Below are 15,899 nucleotides of genomic sequence, written 5' to 3' on the forward strand. Positions count from 1 at the left end.
TTGTCACAAATATTACAGTCAGCCGGGTTCAGAATTCGTGAATTTACCGGAAAGTGTCAGGTTCATTCCTTAAAGAAGCAGTGAAACCGCCGACAATCCCTAGCAAAATCACAAAGCTGGCTGATTTAATAGCGTTACTTGGTGTAGACATTTGGCGAATCCCTGAACAATTCTGGGCGCAGATTCTCAGCGATCGCGTCTCGTCTCAATCAGGCAGATCGTTCTTCCCAGGGTGAAATCTATTCCGTAATGAATCCAGGAGTGATCTTAGATGCGAGTTTTAGTGACGGGTTCGAGTGGTTTGATTGGGTCTGAAGCAGTGGAATATTACGATCGGGAGGGGCATCACGTCGTCGGAGTCGATAACAATATGAGGGCTGAGTTTTTTGGCGCTCAAGGCGACACTACCTGGAATTTAAGCCGTCTCCAGCAAAAAACCAGCCAGTTTGAACACTACACGATCGACATCCGCGATCGAGAAAGTCTGTTTGAGCTATTTCGCACTCACAAGTTTGACTTGATCATTCACTGTGCGGCCCAACCCTCTCACGACAAAGCCTGCCAGATTCCCATTCTCGACTTTGAAGTTAACGCCCTCGGCACCATCAATCTTCTAGAATCGACTCGCCAGTTTTGTCCCGAAGCGGTCTTCATCCACATGAGCACCAACAAGGTCTACGGCGACGCTCCTAACGAAGTGCCAATGGTAGAACTCGAAAAGCGCTACGACTATGCCAACCAGTCAGACTATCACGGCATCCCAGAAACCTGTCGCATCGATCGCTGCCTCCATTCCCTATTTGGCGCTTCTAAAGCATCAGCCGACATTGTGGCTCAAGAGTATGGACGCTACTTTGGCATGAATGTAGGCATCTTTCGCGGGGGTTGTCTAACCGGGCCGTCTCATTCGGGCGTTGAGCTACATGGGTTTCTCTCTTACCTGGTGAAAGTCGCAATTAACGGCGGCACCTATAAAGTATTTGGCTACAAAGGGAAGCAGGTGCGAGACAACATTCACAGCTACGACGTGATCCAGGCGTTTGAGGCGTTTCGCAACAGTCCCCGTCCGGGTGAAGTGTATAACCTGGGAGGCGGCCGAGAAAACAGCATTTCGATTCTCGAAGCCTTTGACGTGGTTGAAGAGCTGACCGATCGCAAAATGAAGTGGGTCTACGTGGACGAAAACCGCATCGGCGATCACATCTGCTACATGTCCGACCTGCGAAAGCTTAAAGCCCATTTTCCCAACTGGCAACTGACGCGCAGCGTTACCGACATTCTGCAAGAAATCGTCACGGTGGAGCAATCCCGCTATGTTAATGCCTGAAGTCGGAGATCGCAGCCCAGAAGAACGGGAGGCTTTAGGGTCGCTCAACACTCAACCCCCAACTCTGAATACTCAGTCAAACCGCACCCCTGATTCGCGGCTGATGATGTTTGAGCTTTCGGTTGGCGGGCACTATCCGGGATACATTCAGCATCTCGTGCGCTATTGGCGAGAACGATCGCTGATCGGGCATCTAGATGTCGTGGTTTCGCCAGAATTTTTGGAGCGGCACTCAGAGGTCGTAGCAGAAGCGGGAGACCATTCTAGAATTCAATTTAGGGCGATCGCTCCCTCAGAGGCGGCGGTTCTTAGTCCTCGCTCGTCGGCCCGATCTCGGTTCGTTCGCGCCTTTCAAGAATGGAAGCTGCTGCGGCACTATGCAACAACGCTGAAATCGGATCACTGTCTGATCCCCTACTTTGACACTCGACAGTTTCCTCTAGCGCTGGGGGCGACGCTGCCCTGCTCGTTTTCTGGAATCTATTTTCGTCCCACGTTTCACTACCCCAGCTTCGAGAATCATTCGTCTCGCCACGATTGGGCACAACAGTTGCGCGACAAGGTTTTGATGAACCGCGTGTTGGCTAATCCTCAACTGCAAACCCTGTTTTGTCTCGATCCCTTTGTCCTAGAACACTGGGAGCAGTTTCACACCAAGGTGCAGCCTGTCTATTTGCCTGATCCTGTGCAAATTTATGATCAACCGCTTGAAGTTACAGATAGCCTGAAAGTAAGCTTAGGCATCGAGCCACACAGAAAAGTCTTTTTGTTGTTTGGTGCATTGGATGGGCGCAAAGGCATCCATCAGCTACTAGAGGCGATCGCGCGACTCCCTCCTGAAGATTGTCAGCAACTCTGTCTCCTGCTAGTCGGCCCGATCGACCCCGCAGAAAAATCTCAACTCGACGGTCAGATTGAGTCGCTTCGGCGATCGCTGCCCGTTCAGATTGTGGGGTCTCATCAGTTTGTTATCGATCGCGACATTCAGCCTTACTTTCAACTAGCCGATGCGGTACTGGCACCTTATCAGCGCCATGTAGGAATGAGCGCCATTTTAGTCAGAGCAGCTGCGGCTCAAAAGCCTGTTTTAGCATCCAACTATGGACTAATGGGCGAGATTACTCGTCGCCACCAGTTAGGAGTTGCCGTCGATTCTACTGACCCTCACGCCATTGCAAACGGGATAACGTCTCTATTGCGAAACCCCATAGACCAGATGGGCGATCGCCAAAAAATGCAGACATTCGCCGCCCAAAACTCAGCCCAACGATTCGCCAACGTTATTTTTGAAACGATATGGACAGGTCAGCCTCAAACGCTCTAGCAAAGTCGCCCACTAACTCGCCTCTACCCCATCCTGAAACCCCGATCGAGTCAGACATTGCCAATCTCAAGGTGGCGTGGGTGTTTCCTTCGCTGGCTCTGGGTAGCTACTGGCATCCGGTTTTTACTCAGTTTACTAAGCGAATCAAGCAGACCAAGATTTTTACAGGAGTCTGGACTGGGTTTGCCCCAGGGTTTGAGAACGCTTTTACGGTTGAGATTGTTGGAGAGACAAAGTTCATTCCGACCGAAGCCGACACTGGGCAATATGTGCGAAATATCACCGTTGCCTCGCCTCGCATTGTTCCCCAGTTGCTGCGGTTCAGACCCGATGTGATTTTTGCGAGTGGCTTCTCAATGTGGACGCTTTTGATCCTGTTGTTAAAGCCGATCGCGGGCTGGCGCGTCATTATTGCTTATGAGGGCTGTTCTCCGGCCTTTGACTTTTTAGACGATCCGATTCGGCTGTTTTTTCGGCGGCGCATGATTCAGTTTACGGATGCCTGCATTACTAACAGCGACGCAGGGCAGATTTATCTGATTGATGTTCTCAAGACCCCGCCAGAGCGCGTTTTTGCTCGACCCTATGAAGTGCCCGACGCACAAGCCCTCCTGGGTCGCGTCAAAGAGCGAGAACCTGACAGCTTTAAAGATGCCTCACGCCCAGTTTTTCTGTTTGTTGGGCAACTGATTCGTCGTAAGGGCTTACATTTGTTGCTCGAAGCCTGTGCCGTTTTGCGAGCCTGGGGCTATCAAGATTACACGCTGGTCGTGGTAGGGGATGGCTGCGATCGCGATGAGCTAGAAATCCTCAGCCGCAATCGAGAACTTGACAACGTTCGCTGGGAAGGGTGGGTCGCTTATGACGAGCTTGGCTCCTATTTCTGCAACGCCGATGTGTTTATTTTGCCAACGCTAGAAGACACCTGGGGCATGGTCGTTTTGGAATCAATGGTGTTTGGGAAACCTATCCTCTGCTCAAACTGTGCAGGAGCCGCCGAGATGGTAGCAGACGGTGAAAACGGCTATGTGATCGATCCCAATGACCCCGAAGCACTAGCAGAACGGATGAGTCGGTTTATCAAAGATCCCAATCTTGCGCCAACGATGGGAGCGCGATCGCAGCAAATCATCGAAAACTATGAGCCTGAAGGAGTTGCCCAGTTTCTAACTCAGGTCGTAGAATTTGCTCACAAGGGCCGGTGAGGGAGAGCTGCGCGAGGAGGGAGGAGGGAGGAGGGAGGAGGGAGGAAACCGCAGGCGTTGGTGTCTGGAACTGCTTCCTGGGATTGTTTTCTTGGATGGAAGGGATCGCAAAATGGGTCAGATTGAATGAATCTTTACTTGTATCTCAAGCACTTTCCGGCTCAGGAAAATCCTGCTCATGAGGGCACTTCTAAGGCAGTTCACGGTTTGGCATCGGGTTTGGCATCTTGTGGGGTGAGTGTGACGATTCTCTGTGAAGGGACAACACCGGGGTGTTTTCAGACAGAAGCAGGCTACCGAATTCGCTGTTTTGCAAGTCCCAACACTCATCCGTCTCTGAGCCTTTCTGCTGCCCTCAAGCGATATATTCAACATCACATCTATGCTGAAGATCTGGTAATTCTCAACGGCATTTTTCACCCTAGCGTCTATGCGATGTCTCGCTGCTTGATGCGATCGCGCATTCCCTATGTGGTTGCTCCTCACGATCCCTACCATCCAGCCATCTTTGGCACCAAGTCTTTTCTCAAGTGGACATATTGGTATTTGATAGAGCGGCGGCTTTTGAGACAGGCCAAGGCCGTGCAGGTTTTGGATTGCCGACATGGAGAATGGCTGAGACACCTGGGCGTTGCCACCACGATCGTGGAAGTCCCCAACGGTTTTTCACCCCAGGATGTTCACCCCGAAGCGACGCTGAACTGGACAAGTAATCGCCCGCCTCGACTGTTCTTTTTGGGTCGATTAGATGCCTACAACAAAGGATTAGATATTTTACTGAATGCCTTTGCTGAGATTGTCCAGGTTGCAAACGCGACGCTCGAAATTCAGGGGCCGGACTGGGGCGATCGCGCCTCCCTGCAAACCCAGTCCATTCGACTCGGCATTCACGATCGCGTCACCTTCTTAGAAGCAGACTATCAAAACTCACCCTCTATGCTGATGGGCGATCGCGATATCTTTTGTTTGACTTCTCGATTTGAGGGGTTCAGTTTGTCCGCATTGGAGGCGATGTTAGCGGGTCGCGTTTTGTTGGTGTCAGAAGTTGCGGGAATTGCGCCCCATGTCCAATCGAGTGGGTGTGGAGTCGTGGTTGCACCAGAAACTGAGGCAATCAAAGCCGGACTTTTGCAGTTATTTCAGCGTCGCGGTGAGTGGCAGAATCTCGGTTTGCGAGGACGACGCTATGCGCTAGAGTACCTGCAATGGAACCAGATCGCCGCCCGTGCTCTAGAGCAATATCAGTCTCTTTGTGGCTTTTCGGACTCTCAAACTTCTACAAAATCGTCTCCGTCTCATCTGCCTGCCAGAGTTGATTTTTAGTCATTTAGCTTTCACGTTTATGAAAATTTTGCTATCTGCTTATGCCTGTGAACCAAACCGCGGTTCTGAACCAGGAATCGGTTGGAACATGGCGCAGGCTATCCCCAAGCATCACCAGGTTTGCATTTTGACCTCCAATACCCATCGGGCAGCTATCGAGGCAGAATTGGCCAAAAATCCGATTCCCAATCTTAAGGTGGCTTACCTTGATCCGCTGGGCTGGGTTTATGACTGGAGTCAAGAAGGTAAACGTCCTTTAGTGGGGGTGCATTTACACTACTATTTGTGGCAGATCTGGGCATATTTTGTGGGGCGATCGCTGCATCAAGCCATCCAGTTTGATCTCGTCCACCATGTTACTTATGGAAAATATCAAAGTCCCAGTTTTTTGTCGCTGCTGCCGATTCCCTTTGTGTTGGGGCCGGTGGGTGGTGCAGAGTTAGCGCCTCAGCCTTTTTGGAAAGACTTTAGCCTCAAGAATAAAATCTATGAAATTGTGCGGGCGGCCGCCCAACGGATAGGAGAGTTTGACCCATTTGTGAAGATGACGATTCGGAGAAGCGCGATCGTCTGGGCCACCACCGATGACACCGCAAAACGACTGTACAAGCTGGGGGCCCGGTCTGTCGAAGTGATGAGCGCTCTCAGCCTCCCTGATTTAGAAATCAATCAATTAAAACAGCAGTCTGCGGTCAAAGATGCGCCGATCCGCTTTATTAGCATGGGTCGATTGCTGCATTGGAAAGGGTTTCACCTGGGTTTACAGGCTTTTGCGGAGGCCAATCTCCCTGACGCTGAGTATTGGATTTTGGGTATCGGGCCAGAGCAGCAGCGGCTAGAAAATTTAGCAGAATCTTTGAACATTGCCCACCAGGTTAAGTTTTGGGAGCGCCTGTCAAGAGAAGAATCCCTGCAAAAGTTAGGGCAATCTCATGTGTTGGTGCATCCCAGTCTGCACGACTCAGGCGGATGGGTGTGCATTGAGGCGATGGCGACGGGCCGCCCAATCCTCTGTCTCAATTTAGGCGGGCCCGGTGAGATGGTGACAAATGAAGTAGGAATCAAGGTAGCGGCTCAATCTCCTGAGCAAGCGATTCAAGATTTAGCGCAGGCGATGAAAAAACTGGCTCATAATTCAGAGTTGCGCGATCGCATGGGTCAAGCCGGACAGCAGCGGATTCGAGAAGCCTACAGCTTGGAGAGCAAGGAGCAGCGATTCACCCAAATCTACCAGGAACTCACGCAAGCTTCTAAAGACTCACCTAAGTCAGCGTGAATTCAATGAGAATTTTTCGCTTCGTTGTTGACGGCTTCTGCTCTCCAAGCTGCCAATTTTGACGTGAATTCGATGAAATTTTTTCGCTTCGTTCTTCAGCGCTTCTGCCCCCCAACCCCCCAAAATTGGAGGACTTTCAGACAAGATGTTGGGTTCAAAGTCCCTCACTCGTGGGGGATTTAGGGGGCTGCCTGGATTCACAACCGCAGCGAAAGATTTGATCGAATCCACGTTAAGACAAGCATTTTGGTTCACAATTTGCCGTGTTGAATACGCCCTCATTTAAGACTGATTTAAGGCTGCTCGGCGACTGTCCACTCCTCGGTCTCAGATTCGTCAGGCAGCGATCGCAGTTCTTGAAGATATTGATTTCTCATTCTGTAGTGCGCTGCTTGCAGACCGATCGCCGTTCCGGTCAATAGCCCCAGAGGAGACATCGCAAACACATAAACAATCACGTTGTCTGTAACCATCGAAAGACCAATGCTGACCAGCGCCAGAAAAGCCGCAAGTTGAACATGGGCATTGTCACGATCGTAGCGATCGGCCCACAGCCAGGATTTGAACGTGATGGCAATGAGCCAAGCGTAGCCGAGTCCCCAAAAGCTGAGTCCCAGATAGCCAAAATCATGCTGTAGCCGCAAATAGTCATTGTGAGGTTGTCCCCCTTCAATCACCAGTGAGGTCGCGCCCGGCCCTAACCCAATGATTTTCCCAAACAGCGGCGCTCTGGCGATCGAGTTTTGCACCGCCTGCCATAAATATTCTCGCCCCGACGTGTTGAGGCTTATGCCCCCAATTTGACCGCTGTCTCCTACTTCCGTAAAGCGTGCCCGAATCGGTTCAACAAAATTGAAGGCTAGATAAGCAACCAGAGCAATAAAGCCTGCCCACAAAAAGAATCTGATCCAGGTTTTATAGTTGTGCGGCGAGATTCGTGAGAACGGAAAGATCACAAGCGCGATTACAGTAGCGGTGCGTGACAAACTCATGCCAATCAAGGCAATCAAGATAATCGCCCACAGCAAATCTTTGGAGTATCGGTAACGGGCGCTGGCCAAAAACCAGGAGACGGCAATCAAAGCAAACAGCGCAAACGATCGCGCCCCAATAAATAGATTGCTGCCCGGCCCTGCGACCAGACTCGCGGCATAAATCAGCCCAGCACACTGACAAGCTCGATGGAATCCCGTGTGCAAATACCAAAGCTGATCTTTTGCTCGATAAGTCTCGATCGCCCCCAGCAGCAGCAACCCAACAAAGCCACAATACACCAGTAGACTTTGAGCCTGATCGCGCAAAGAAAGATTGAGGGCGGCGGGGTCAAATACAAGTGAGGCGACCCCTAAGCTGAGAAATCCCATCAGTAGAGCACCTGGCCCTATAACTTGCTTAGGGATCTTGGCTCGTAGAACCACAAACGCGAGGCTGAACACCCCCAGTAAAATTGTCCAACCAGCTTGAATGCTAAACGAACCTCCTCGAAGGCGGGTGCCTGCATCGACGATGCCGCAAATCAGGGCGCTGGCTGTGAGGAGAATAAGTGAGAAGTTCATGGGCGTTTTGGGTAAGTAGGATGCTGGTACTTTGGCGGAAGGAGAAGGGGGGAGGGAGGAGGGAGGAGGGAGAAGGGAGGAGGGAGGAAGGAATTGCTTCTATTGGTTGGGGGGATTAAGATTTCTCACTGCATTGTTGACGGACGACTAGAAAGACGATCGTGACGCAAGGGCGTTGTATTGAGCCTGGTTTAGGAGGGCGGTTGTCTTTTGAAATTGCCAGAAATTATTGAGGCCTGCACTCAGCAATAGACAAAGAATCAAACCCAGGGCAACTTTACGAGTTTGACCGATCGTACTCAGGGCGGCAACGGGCAGCAACAGAGCCAAAAAGTTAGGCGCATAGAGAAAGGTTTCCTCGCCAAAGAGAATAAAGAGTCCCAACTGCGTCACAACAGACGCTCCTAGAACGAGCTTGAATCGGGGGTTACGATCGACCTTAAAGAAATTCCAAACGCCCAAACCCAGAATGGCTGTCCACAACCCGACAGCGACTCCGCCCAAAACACTGCCTGATCCCGGTCGCGACCGCTGGATGCTCAACAGTTCGGGAGAATTGGCGTGAGGGAGCTTTGTGATTTCTGGCATAACCTCTGGCATAACCATTGTGTGAGCGATCGCAGCACCCAAAACTTGCCCAATGCGCTCAGGAGAAGGGACGGTCAGAAATTTAAGCCGAGTTTTTTGGACGGGTGATTCTGAAGAGACGGTACTTGTCAGCGTCAATGAAGCTTGAGCCGCAGGTGGCATGGTTGCCGATCCGACTGGCAAAATTAGACCTTTAATCACATAGAGCACCAGCACCAGACCTACCGTTGCTGATAGAATGCCTAGCGCAGGTTTCCAGGTTTTGTAGATCAGCGTAGCGATAATACTTGTGAGCCAGTTAGTGATGGTAAATCCTAACGCAACGACATTCGCAACAACGTACCAGATGGGCGAAACGGGACGAGATTCACTGACCAACGCCACCCAAAACGTTAGCAAAAATCCCAACGCAGCAAACTGACAGGTTTCTAAAATCGTTCCCCAAAATAGAGAAGTCGCACTGACGATCGCCACACAGGTCAACAAACTGGCATCCAGCAAACGGCAACCCATATTTCGCACAACCAGAAACAGAACGCCACTCCAAACCCCTGCTACCAGGCTTACCAACAGCCGAATCGACTCAATCACGTCAACCCCTGGAATGAGTCGAAACACCGCAGCCACCGGAAAGACAACCAGCGAAAACAAGGGGTGCAGCTTGGTGTAGTGAGCTTGGTGAACTGGGTAGGCAGCCCGTTGAAATTGCAGCGGCAGATCAGCTTGAAACCAAACATCAAAGAAGTTGTAAAGATTAGCGGGAATTTGATGAGCCAGCCAATAAGTAATCAGCCCGCTCACACTTCCAACCAGCATCACCGCCAGCAGATCTTGGCGAGGTTTTGAGATGTCTTTGAGCATGGTAGAAATCATTTGCTTGACTCTAGTAGTTGACCCTGGATCGAGAAGTTGAGGTGAGATCGTCGTCATCAAACCTGTTTACGAGAGTATTCCTGCTCCGAAAAGTTCCATAGTTCTTGAGGTCGAGTGTAGGGTTTTTGAATCAGCCAGCCCGCAATTTTTTCCCACCAGCGAGGCGGATGGGGGAGAGACGCAACTTGAATCGATCGACATCCCACAATCCACGCCCCAATTAAATCGGTATGCAAACTGTCGCCGATCACCACAACCTGACTGGAGGGTAGCCCCATCGATCGCAGGGCGCGTCGAAAGCTGCGCGGAAAGGGTTTGCGGGCAGGACTAAGGGTGGGCATTTTGAGGCGATCTGACCAATAATCAACGCGGTGCTGACGTTTACCGTTGGAGAGAATGAAGAAGCTGAATCCCAATGATTGGGCTGTAGCAATCCAGGTTTCGGCGTGGGGGGCGAGGTAGCGATCGTCTTCTGACACCACTGTATTATCCAAGTCGAGAATGATTCCTTTGATGCGATGGGACTGCAAAAGGTCTGGCTCGATTTCGGCAAGGGTGTGAACGTACCGGGGAAGCGGAAATTTGGAGCGACGAGCCGCTACTTTTCTCAGTTTGATTTGCCAATTATTCATCAGCTTCTTTAGGTTGACGAATCACCATAAGTTCTTTCCCGATTCAATAGAGAGCTTAATTATTCAACTACTTTTTAATTGCCACATGGCTGAATTCGCTAAAGCTCAGTAGATCAACGCACTCCACGAACTTTTCTCAGCAAAAGTGCTGACTCTAAAAGGGAAGCGGCCGCAATTTTACTGACCTATCTTTTACAGGAGATGGTACGGGATGACAGTTCTAAAACCCAAAGTTGAGGGGAGCTTTTACAAAATCTTTAAAAATTTCAGACCTTTATTAGAATTCAAAATTAGCTCGACCCGTCGCGAGTCGTAATACTCAAACGAATCCTGACAAGCTATTTAGATTTGAATCAGCACACTCAAGACGCGCTTCAACCAATCGTGGCTCAGACACAGGTTGCCCAAAGTTTAGAAACGCTCCCGTCTACATCTGCTCAACGGCGATCGGGCTTCTATCGAGCAGTCAGTGGAAACGCCAGATTTTTCAAGCAAACCACCCTGCGATCGATCAATGTTGAAATTGACTTTAGGCTGAGGTATGGCATCAATGCGTCGCTGGGCTACAAGTTTGGGGGCGCGGGTTAAAGGTAAATTTTCTTATGGCAGCAACAATGTTGATAACCAAGTTCTCACAACTCAAATAGGATAGCTATATCCATAAGGTGTATTTAGACAAAGGCAGCAAAAAATAGATGTAAGTGAGCAGTTCAATTGTGGCTGCTGCAACGAGCATTACTGTAACAGGCTCACATCCTTTATTTTCTTGATACTTTTTGGTCGATTCTCAAAAATCGGAGGAAAATAGAAGAATGACAAACTCTATTTACCTGGAAGCACATGAGTAATACCAGTAATTTCCGTCAAGCGATCCGCGATGCGAAGGGGCAGGCGCTCGTCGGCCCTAACGTGATTGCCAATGCCCTTCCCTGGTTGGGCGGCGGTCTGATGCTCACGGCGTTGGGCACTTACGGCGGTCTGACAGTCATTGCCAACAATCCGCAGATTTTTATGCCCACGTTTATTGGGGCAGTTATTCTCGAATTGATTTTGTTTTTCGTGGCTTCTAGCGTTGCCCAAAAAGGAAACAATAGCGTTGCACTGCCGTTGTTGGCAACTTATAGTTTGCTGTCGGGCTATACCCTGAGTGGGTTGGTCTTTTTGGCACTGCAAACTTCGGGAGTCGGGATTGCAGGAGTAGGATTTGCGGCTTTGGGCTGTGGTGTCACGTTTATTGCAGCAAAACCGATCGGCTCCAATCTGTCCGAAAAAGACGGGATGGCGCTGTCAAAAACGATTCAGCTAGGCATCATCGCGCTGTGTGTAGTGCTGTTGGGTCAGTTCCTTCTATCGGTCTTTGGGATATACACTCCTGGATTCTTAGAAGTAGCTATCTCAGCGATTGGTGTTCTGTTATTTGTCGGTTCTGCGGTGGTTGACTTTTTTATTCTGCCGCGCACTTACACCGATGAACAGTATCTCCCTGCTGCGCTGTCGATGTATTTGACTTACATCAATCTGTTTGTGTTCATTCTGCGATTGCTGATTGCGATTAACGGTCGTGACTAATTCTTGATCTCAAATCATTGAATCATCTGTAAGAGAGGCGTAATTCGTTGCGTCTCTTTTTCTTTTCTACTTTCTTTCTATACTGAAGGAAGAGTTAGGATACTTCTGTTTGGAGTCACGGAATTATTAGATTTCCTGGCAGATTGCAAAGATCAACGTCTGGTGCCAGGTCGCCCTGACTCCCCCGTTGCGATGATCAAGTGAGTTTGGTCGGAAAGGCTTTAGACAAATCCAGCGTTAGATCAGGGAAATAAGGAAGAGTAAGCCCTTCATTTGGCAACAAGACCCGCTTAACTCGATAACCAAATCCCTGCGATTTTTGATAAGGCTCACGATAGGTTTCTAGAACATTTTCGAGTAGATTAAAAATCCAATAATCTTGAATATTGTGTTCTGCATAGAGATTTAGCTTTGTCTCCTGGTCATACGTCAGAGAAGCGTCAGAAAGCTCAATCAACCACAATACATCTTCTGGCTTTGGATGCGACTCTAAATAGTCATCAGAACGATTTGTAACGATCGTAAAGTCGGGTTCTGGCTCACTGTTAGAGAGAATAATAGGAGACTGACATCTTACAGTTGCACGGTCGGACAGCAGTTGAGGCAAGGCTCGAATCAGCTTGGTCAAACAGACCTCATGAGAAGTTCCTTTTGCTGCCATATAGACCAGTTCTCCTCGGATTAATTCGATGCGATCGCCCTCCGCAAAAAAACCAAGCTCACTCAAACGATGATATTCGTCTACAGTGAAACGCTTGACGGTAGGCTGACTCGGACTTTTGGTGATTGGGAGATTCATAAGCTTTAGCGTAAAATCGCCTCGATAGTTGGATTATAGCGGCTTCTGGTCTAACCCTTGATTTGAGAAGATTCTGAGTCTAGAGTGCTAGGTTAAAGCCATTATCGATCTATTAAAGATAATCTTCTCATTGGTCAAGTGATTTTAGAGAAGCTAGACTTGCTGGCAGATTGCAAAAAACAGCGATTAATTCCCAATCCAAAGAATCTTGATTATCCAGTTGCCGTGATTAAGTAATACAAAAATTTTATGAACGTCGATCGCTTCGATCATTTAGTTCTCAATGTTCAAGATATTGAAGTGACTTGCGAATTTTATACAAAAGTTTTAGGAATGCAAGTCATTACATTTGGACAGAATCGTAAAGCCCTAAAGTTCGGTTGTCAGAAAATCAATTTACATCAGGTTGGTCAAGAATTTGAGCCAAAAGCACTCCATCCAACCTCCGGTTCTGCTGATTTGTGCTTCATCACCCAAATCCCAATGCAGCAGATCATTCGTCATGTACGATCGTGCGAGGTAGACATTCTCGGAGAGCCGATTGAGCGAACAGGCGCAACGGGCAAACTTCTCTCGATTTATCTGCGTGACCCTGACGGCAATTTAATCGAACTCTCTAACAATGCAAATTCAGATCCAAACCTTTACCGTTCATAAGCGGTTTGCCCTCACCATTAGTCGCGGAACCACTGCCCAAACCACGAATGTCCTGATTAGAATTGAGCAAGATGGCATCGAAGGCTGGGGAGAAGCGTCGCCGTTTTCGATCGGAGAACAGCCCCAAACCACCGAGAAAATTGCGCGGTCTCTCCAAGCGATCGCACCCCTACTTAAATCCTTGCATCCCCTCGAACGTAGCCGCATCGACCAACTAGCCCAGCAGTCTCACCTGCCCTCTGCCGCCTGTGCCGCGCTCGATGTCGCCCTACATGATTGGGTAGGCAAAGCCATCAACCTCCCGCTCTGGCAACTGTGGGGCTTGGAAAGAGAGAAGATTGTTCCGACTTCAGTGACGGTCGGCATCAGTTCTCCAGAAGCGGCAAGACAGCGAGTATTAGATTGGTTGGGCAAAGGCACGATCTCTTCGAGTTACCCGCAAGGGGTCGCCGAACCATCTCTCGGAATTCAAGCCTTGAAAGTGAAATTGGGCAGTCCAGAAGGAATCGAAGCCGATCGCGCCATGTTGCTGGCCGTCAAAGAAGCGGCTCCTCAGATTTCGCAAATCAGTATTGATGCCAATGGCGGCTGGACAGTAGAAACCGCGCTCAAAATGGCATTTTGGCTGGCAGATCAAGGCGTAACTTACATTGAGCAACCGTTACCCAAAGGACAAGAAGCTGATCTAGCCAAGCTTTACTATCAGTCCCCGTTGCCGATCTTTGTGGACGAAAGCTGCTGGACGAGTCGGGATTTGCCGTTGTTGGTCGATCGCGCTCACGGCATCAATATCAAACTCATGAAGTCAGGCGGTCTGTCAGAAGCGTTACGCATGATTCACGCGGCCAGAGCCTTTGGCTTTAAGGTGATGTTTGGCTGCTATTCTGACAGTTTGTTACTCAACACCGCGTTCTCTCACCTGTCGCCGTTAGCGGATCACCTCGACCTAGACAGTCATTTGAATTTATCAGACGATCCCTTCATTGGGGCTACCTTCCAAAACGGTCGCGTCGTCCCCACTAATCTCCCTGGCATCGGCGTAAAACTGAGAAACCGCTAACGCACTTTGAGAAGCTTACAAGTTGATAACTTACAAGTTGATAATCCATTCAAAACGTTCAAGAGGAAGTTACGGCTTTTCCCTTTTTTCGACGATCGCCAAGTGCTGACCATCAGGACTAAAAACTTTAAACTCGCCCTGAACTTCCATTGCCTTGACACCTGAGCGATTAAATAGGTAGATCTTCTCTTTTGAAGTAGTACTTAATTGACCAGTTGAATTAAACTCTGGAGCAAGTCCTGGTAGTTGAGCAACTTGTTTACCGGATGAATTATAGAGATAGCTTTTTTGAGAATCACTTGTAATTAAACGTTGTCCATCCGGGCTTGAGAATGAGAAAGATTTGCTGTAGATCGCTTCCGAAGGGAGTGGAGTGCCACCAGCCCCATATAAAACCATCTCAGCCGGAGAAAGATCTCCAGTCATTTTGGCAAGTTCTCGACCAGAGCCATCAAACAAGCGGCTTTGTCCACCAGAAATATCGTTGGGTTGTTTGTTCTTTCCAGTTAGAAAGGTTACAAATTTATCACCCTGCGGTAGGAAAGCAGCATAATTTCCTGGCAAGCGAGCAAGTTCTTTTCCTGACACATCATATAGATAAACTGTATTGCCTAAAATGGTCACCAACCGCTTACCAGTCGGACTAAATCTTCCATTTCTTCCTTGCAGTTGAGCAATCTTTTTGCCCGTCGCATTGTATAAGTAGCTTGAGTCTTCTCTAAAATCAGTGGTCAGAATGAATTGTTCACTGCGATCGAAGATGCCAAAAAAACCGGATAGTTGAGCCATTCTCTTACCCGAAAAGTCATACAGGTGAAGGGATGGCTCATCCAAAGTTCCGACTGAGGAGAAGAATCTTCGTCCTTTGGGACTAACACCCGCACATGCTTTTGGCAATTGAGCGATCGTCTGACCCGACGAGTTAAACAAAGTACAAGTTGTGGAATCTAATCGATTTAGAATTAGTCGTTCTCCAGTCGCATCAAACCCACTAACAAAGTCAAGGAATAGCCCTTGCATTCGAGCCATTTGCCAACCTGAAGCATCAAATAAATAGGCACTATCATCTGTAAGCGTAACAATTCGTTGACTATTTTGACTGAACATAGGCGATGACGCAGTTCTTCCTGGTAGTCGAGCCAGTTTGCGCCCTAGTGCATCGTATAGCTGAAAATAATCTTTACCGCCTAAAGCAATTCGTTGTCCGTCTGGGCTAAACTCTAGCGTGCTTCCTTCAAGTTGCAGCAGCTTTTTACCAGATAGATCAAACAAAAAAAAGCGCCCCAGCCCAAATCTTGATTCGGTTACCAGTCGCCGCCCATCTGGACTAAAGCGATACATCCGTCCTTCAAACTCAGCGAGCTTTTTACCAGACAAATCAAATAAACGAGTCACATACTCTTCTTTATCAGAAACGGGTGATTGTTGTGCAAGTTCTGCTTTTACATTAGCCGCTACAGCCTGCTCAGTTCCACGTTCGGAGTAAGGGGTTGCGATCGCAAAAAATAACGCTGCAACAACAACTCTCATCTTTTGTTGAACTAACATTTTGCCCTGTAATTAAGATTTGCTTTAGCGTACCCAGTTCTTATACTAAAAAGAGACTGTGACACACAGGAGAACGGCTATGTCACTCGACCCATCCTGACCAACCCGCTCAACCCCCAAGAACCCTTTCTAGCTGGTTATGAGCCTGATCCTGAGCCTGAC

Annotated in this window: 14 protein-coding genes; 9 read left to right on the forward strand and 5 right to left on the reverse strand. The window is 49.0% G+C overall.

The genetic code is table 11. From position 1 onward, the window contains the following. The first annotated feature begins 271 nt into the window (after positions 1–271). The 5 genes from ACJ2PR_RS10835 (at position 272) to ACJ2PR_RS10855 (ending at position 6,455) form a co-directional block, all read left to right on the forward strand. Positions 272–1,327 (forward strand): NAD-dependent epimerase/dehydratase family protein, encoded by a 1,056-nt coding sequence (locus ACJ2PR_RS10835; protein ID WP_446877010.1) that lies wholly within the window; start codon positions 272–274, stop codon positions 1,325–1,327. Continuing rightward, on the forward strand, positions 1,314–2,651 hold the full coding sequence (locus tag ACJ2PR_RS10840; RefSeq protein WP_446877011.1) for a glycosyltransferase family 4 protein: 1,338 nt from the start codon (positions 1,314–1,316) through the stop codon (positions 2,649–2,651). Before ACJ2PR_RS10835 ends, ACJ2PR_RS10840 begins: the two co-directional genes overlap by 14 nt. After that, positions 2,624–3,856 (forward strand): glycosyltransferase family 4 protein, encoded by a 1,233-nt coding sequence (locus ACJ2PR_RS10845; RefSeq protein ID WP_446877012.1) that lies wholly within the window; start codon positions 2,624–2,626, stop codon positions 3,854–3,856. Before ACJ2PR_RS10840 ends, ACJ2PR_RS10845 begins: the two co-directional genes overlap by 28 nt. Positions 3,857–3,982: 126 nt before the next feature. Then, a complete protein-coding gene (locus tag ACJ2PR_RS10850; RefSeq protein ID WP_446877013.1) occupies positions 3,983–5,179 on the forward strand; it encodes a glycosyltransferase in 1,197 nt (398 codons plus the stop codon). Positions 5,180–5,198: 19 nt separating this feature from the next. Next, positions 5,199–6,455: a glycosyltransferase family 4 protein gene (locus ACJ2PR_RS10855; protein ID WP_446865883.1), complete on the forward strand. Its 1,257-nt coding sequence runs from the start codon at positions 5,199–5,201 to the stop codon at positions 6,453–6,455. A gap of 293 nt (positions 6,456–6,748) precedes the next feature. On the opposite strand, the gene ACJ2PR_RS10860 is transcribed toward ACJ2PR_RS10855, so the two are convergent. The 3 genes from ACJ2PR_RS10860 to ACJ2PR_RS10870 all read right to left on the reverse strand — a co-directional run bounded on the left by ACJ2PR_RS10860 (position 6,749) and on the right by ACJ2PR_RS10870 (position 10,104). Then, positions 6,749–8,011, reverse strand: coding sequence for an O-antigen ligase family protein (locus ACJ2PR_RS10860; protein WP_446859388.1), 1,263 nt, complete (start codon positions 8,009–8,011; stop codon positions 6,749–6,751). A gap of 147 nt (positions 8,012–8,158) precedes the next feature. Next, positions 8,159–9,529 carry a hypothetical protein gene (locus ACJ2PR_RS10865; RefSeq protein ID WP_446877014.1) on the reverse strand — a complete coding sequence of 457 codons (1,371 nt, stop codon included), beginning with the start codon at positions 9,527–9,529 and terminating at the stop codon, positions 8,159–8,161. Next, a complete protein-coding gene (locus ACJ2PR_RS10870) occupies positions 9,529–10,104 on the reverse strand; it encodes a YqeG family HAD IIIA-type phosphatase (RefSeq protein ID WP_446877015.1) in 576 nt (191 codons plus the stop codon). Before ACJ2PR_RS10870 ends, ACJ2PR_RS10865 begins: the two co-directional genes overlap by 1 nt. A 384-nt stretch (positions 10,105–10,488) precedes the next feature. On the opposite strand from ACJ2PR_RS10870, the gene ACJ2PR_RS10875 reads away from it, so the two are divergent. Together ACJ2PR_RS10875 and ACJ2PR_RS10880 are read left to right on the forward strand one after the other, a co-directional pair. Beyond that, complete coding sequence (locus ACJ2PR_RS10875; RefSeq protein ID WP_446877016.1) at positions 10,489–10,692, forward strand: hypothetical protein; 204 nt, start codon at positions 10,489–10,491, stop codon at positions 10,690–10,692. 252 nt (positions 10,693–10,944) lie between these two features. Beyond that, the gene (locus tag ACJ2PR_RS10880; protein ID WP_446877017.1) at positions 10,945–11,673 is read left to right on the forward strand and encodes a Bax inhibitor-1/YccA family protein; all 729 of its coding nucleotides are present in this window, start codon (positions 10,945–10,947) and stop codon (positions 11,671–11,673) included. A gap of 196 nt (positions 11,674–11,869) precedes the next feature. Here ACJ2PR_RS10880 and ACJ2PR_RS10885 read toward each other — a convergent pair whose 3' ends face one another. Continuing rightward, entirely contained in the window at positions 11,870–12,472 is a 603-nt protein-coding gene (locus ACJ2PR_RS10885) for a Uma2 family endonuclease (protein WP_446859394.1), read from the reverse strand. 249 nt (positions 12,473–12,721) lie between these two features. On the opposite strand from ACJ2PR_RS10885, the gene ACJ2PR_RS10890 reads away from it, so the two are divergent. Both ACJ2PR_RS10890 and ACJ2PR_RS10895 read left to right on the forward strand, forming a co-directional pair. Then, positions 12,722–13,129, forward strand: coding sequence for a VOC family protein (locus ACJ2PR_RS10890; protein ID WP_446877018.1), 408 nt, complete (start codon positions 12,722–12,724; stop codon positions 13,127–13,129). Further along, positions 13,095–14,189, forward strand: a complete 1,095-nt coding sequence (locus ACJ2PR_RS10895) for a dipeptide epimerase (protein WP_446877019.1) — start codon at positions 13,095–13,097, stop codon at positions 14,187–14,189. The genes ACJ2PR_RS10890 and ACJ2PR_RS10895 overlap by 35 nt, the downstream gene beginning before the upstream one ends. Positions 14,190–14,258: 69 nt before the next feature. Here ACJ2PR_RS10895 and ACJ2PR_RS10900 read toward each other — a convergent pair whose 3' ends face one another. Then, a complete protein-coding gene (locus tag ACJ2PR_RS10900; protein WP_446877020.1) occupies positions 14,259–15,737 on the reverse strand; it encodes a WD40 repeat domain-containing protein in 1,479 nt (492 codons plus the stop codon). Between the last annotated feature and the right edge of the window lie 162 nt (positions 15,738–15,899).

It is taken from the genome of Phormidesmis sp. 146-33 (assembly GCF_052939515.1).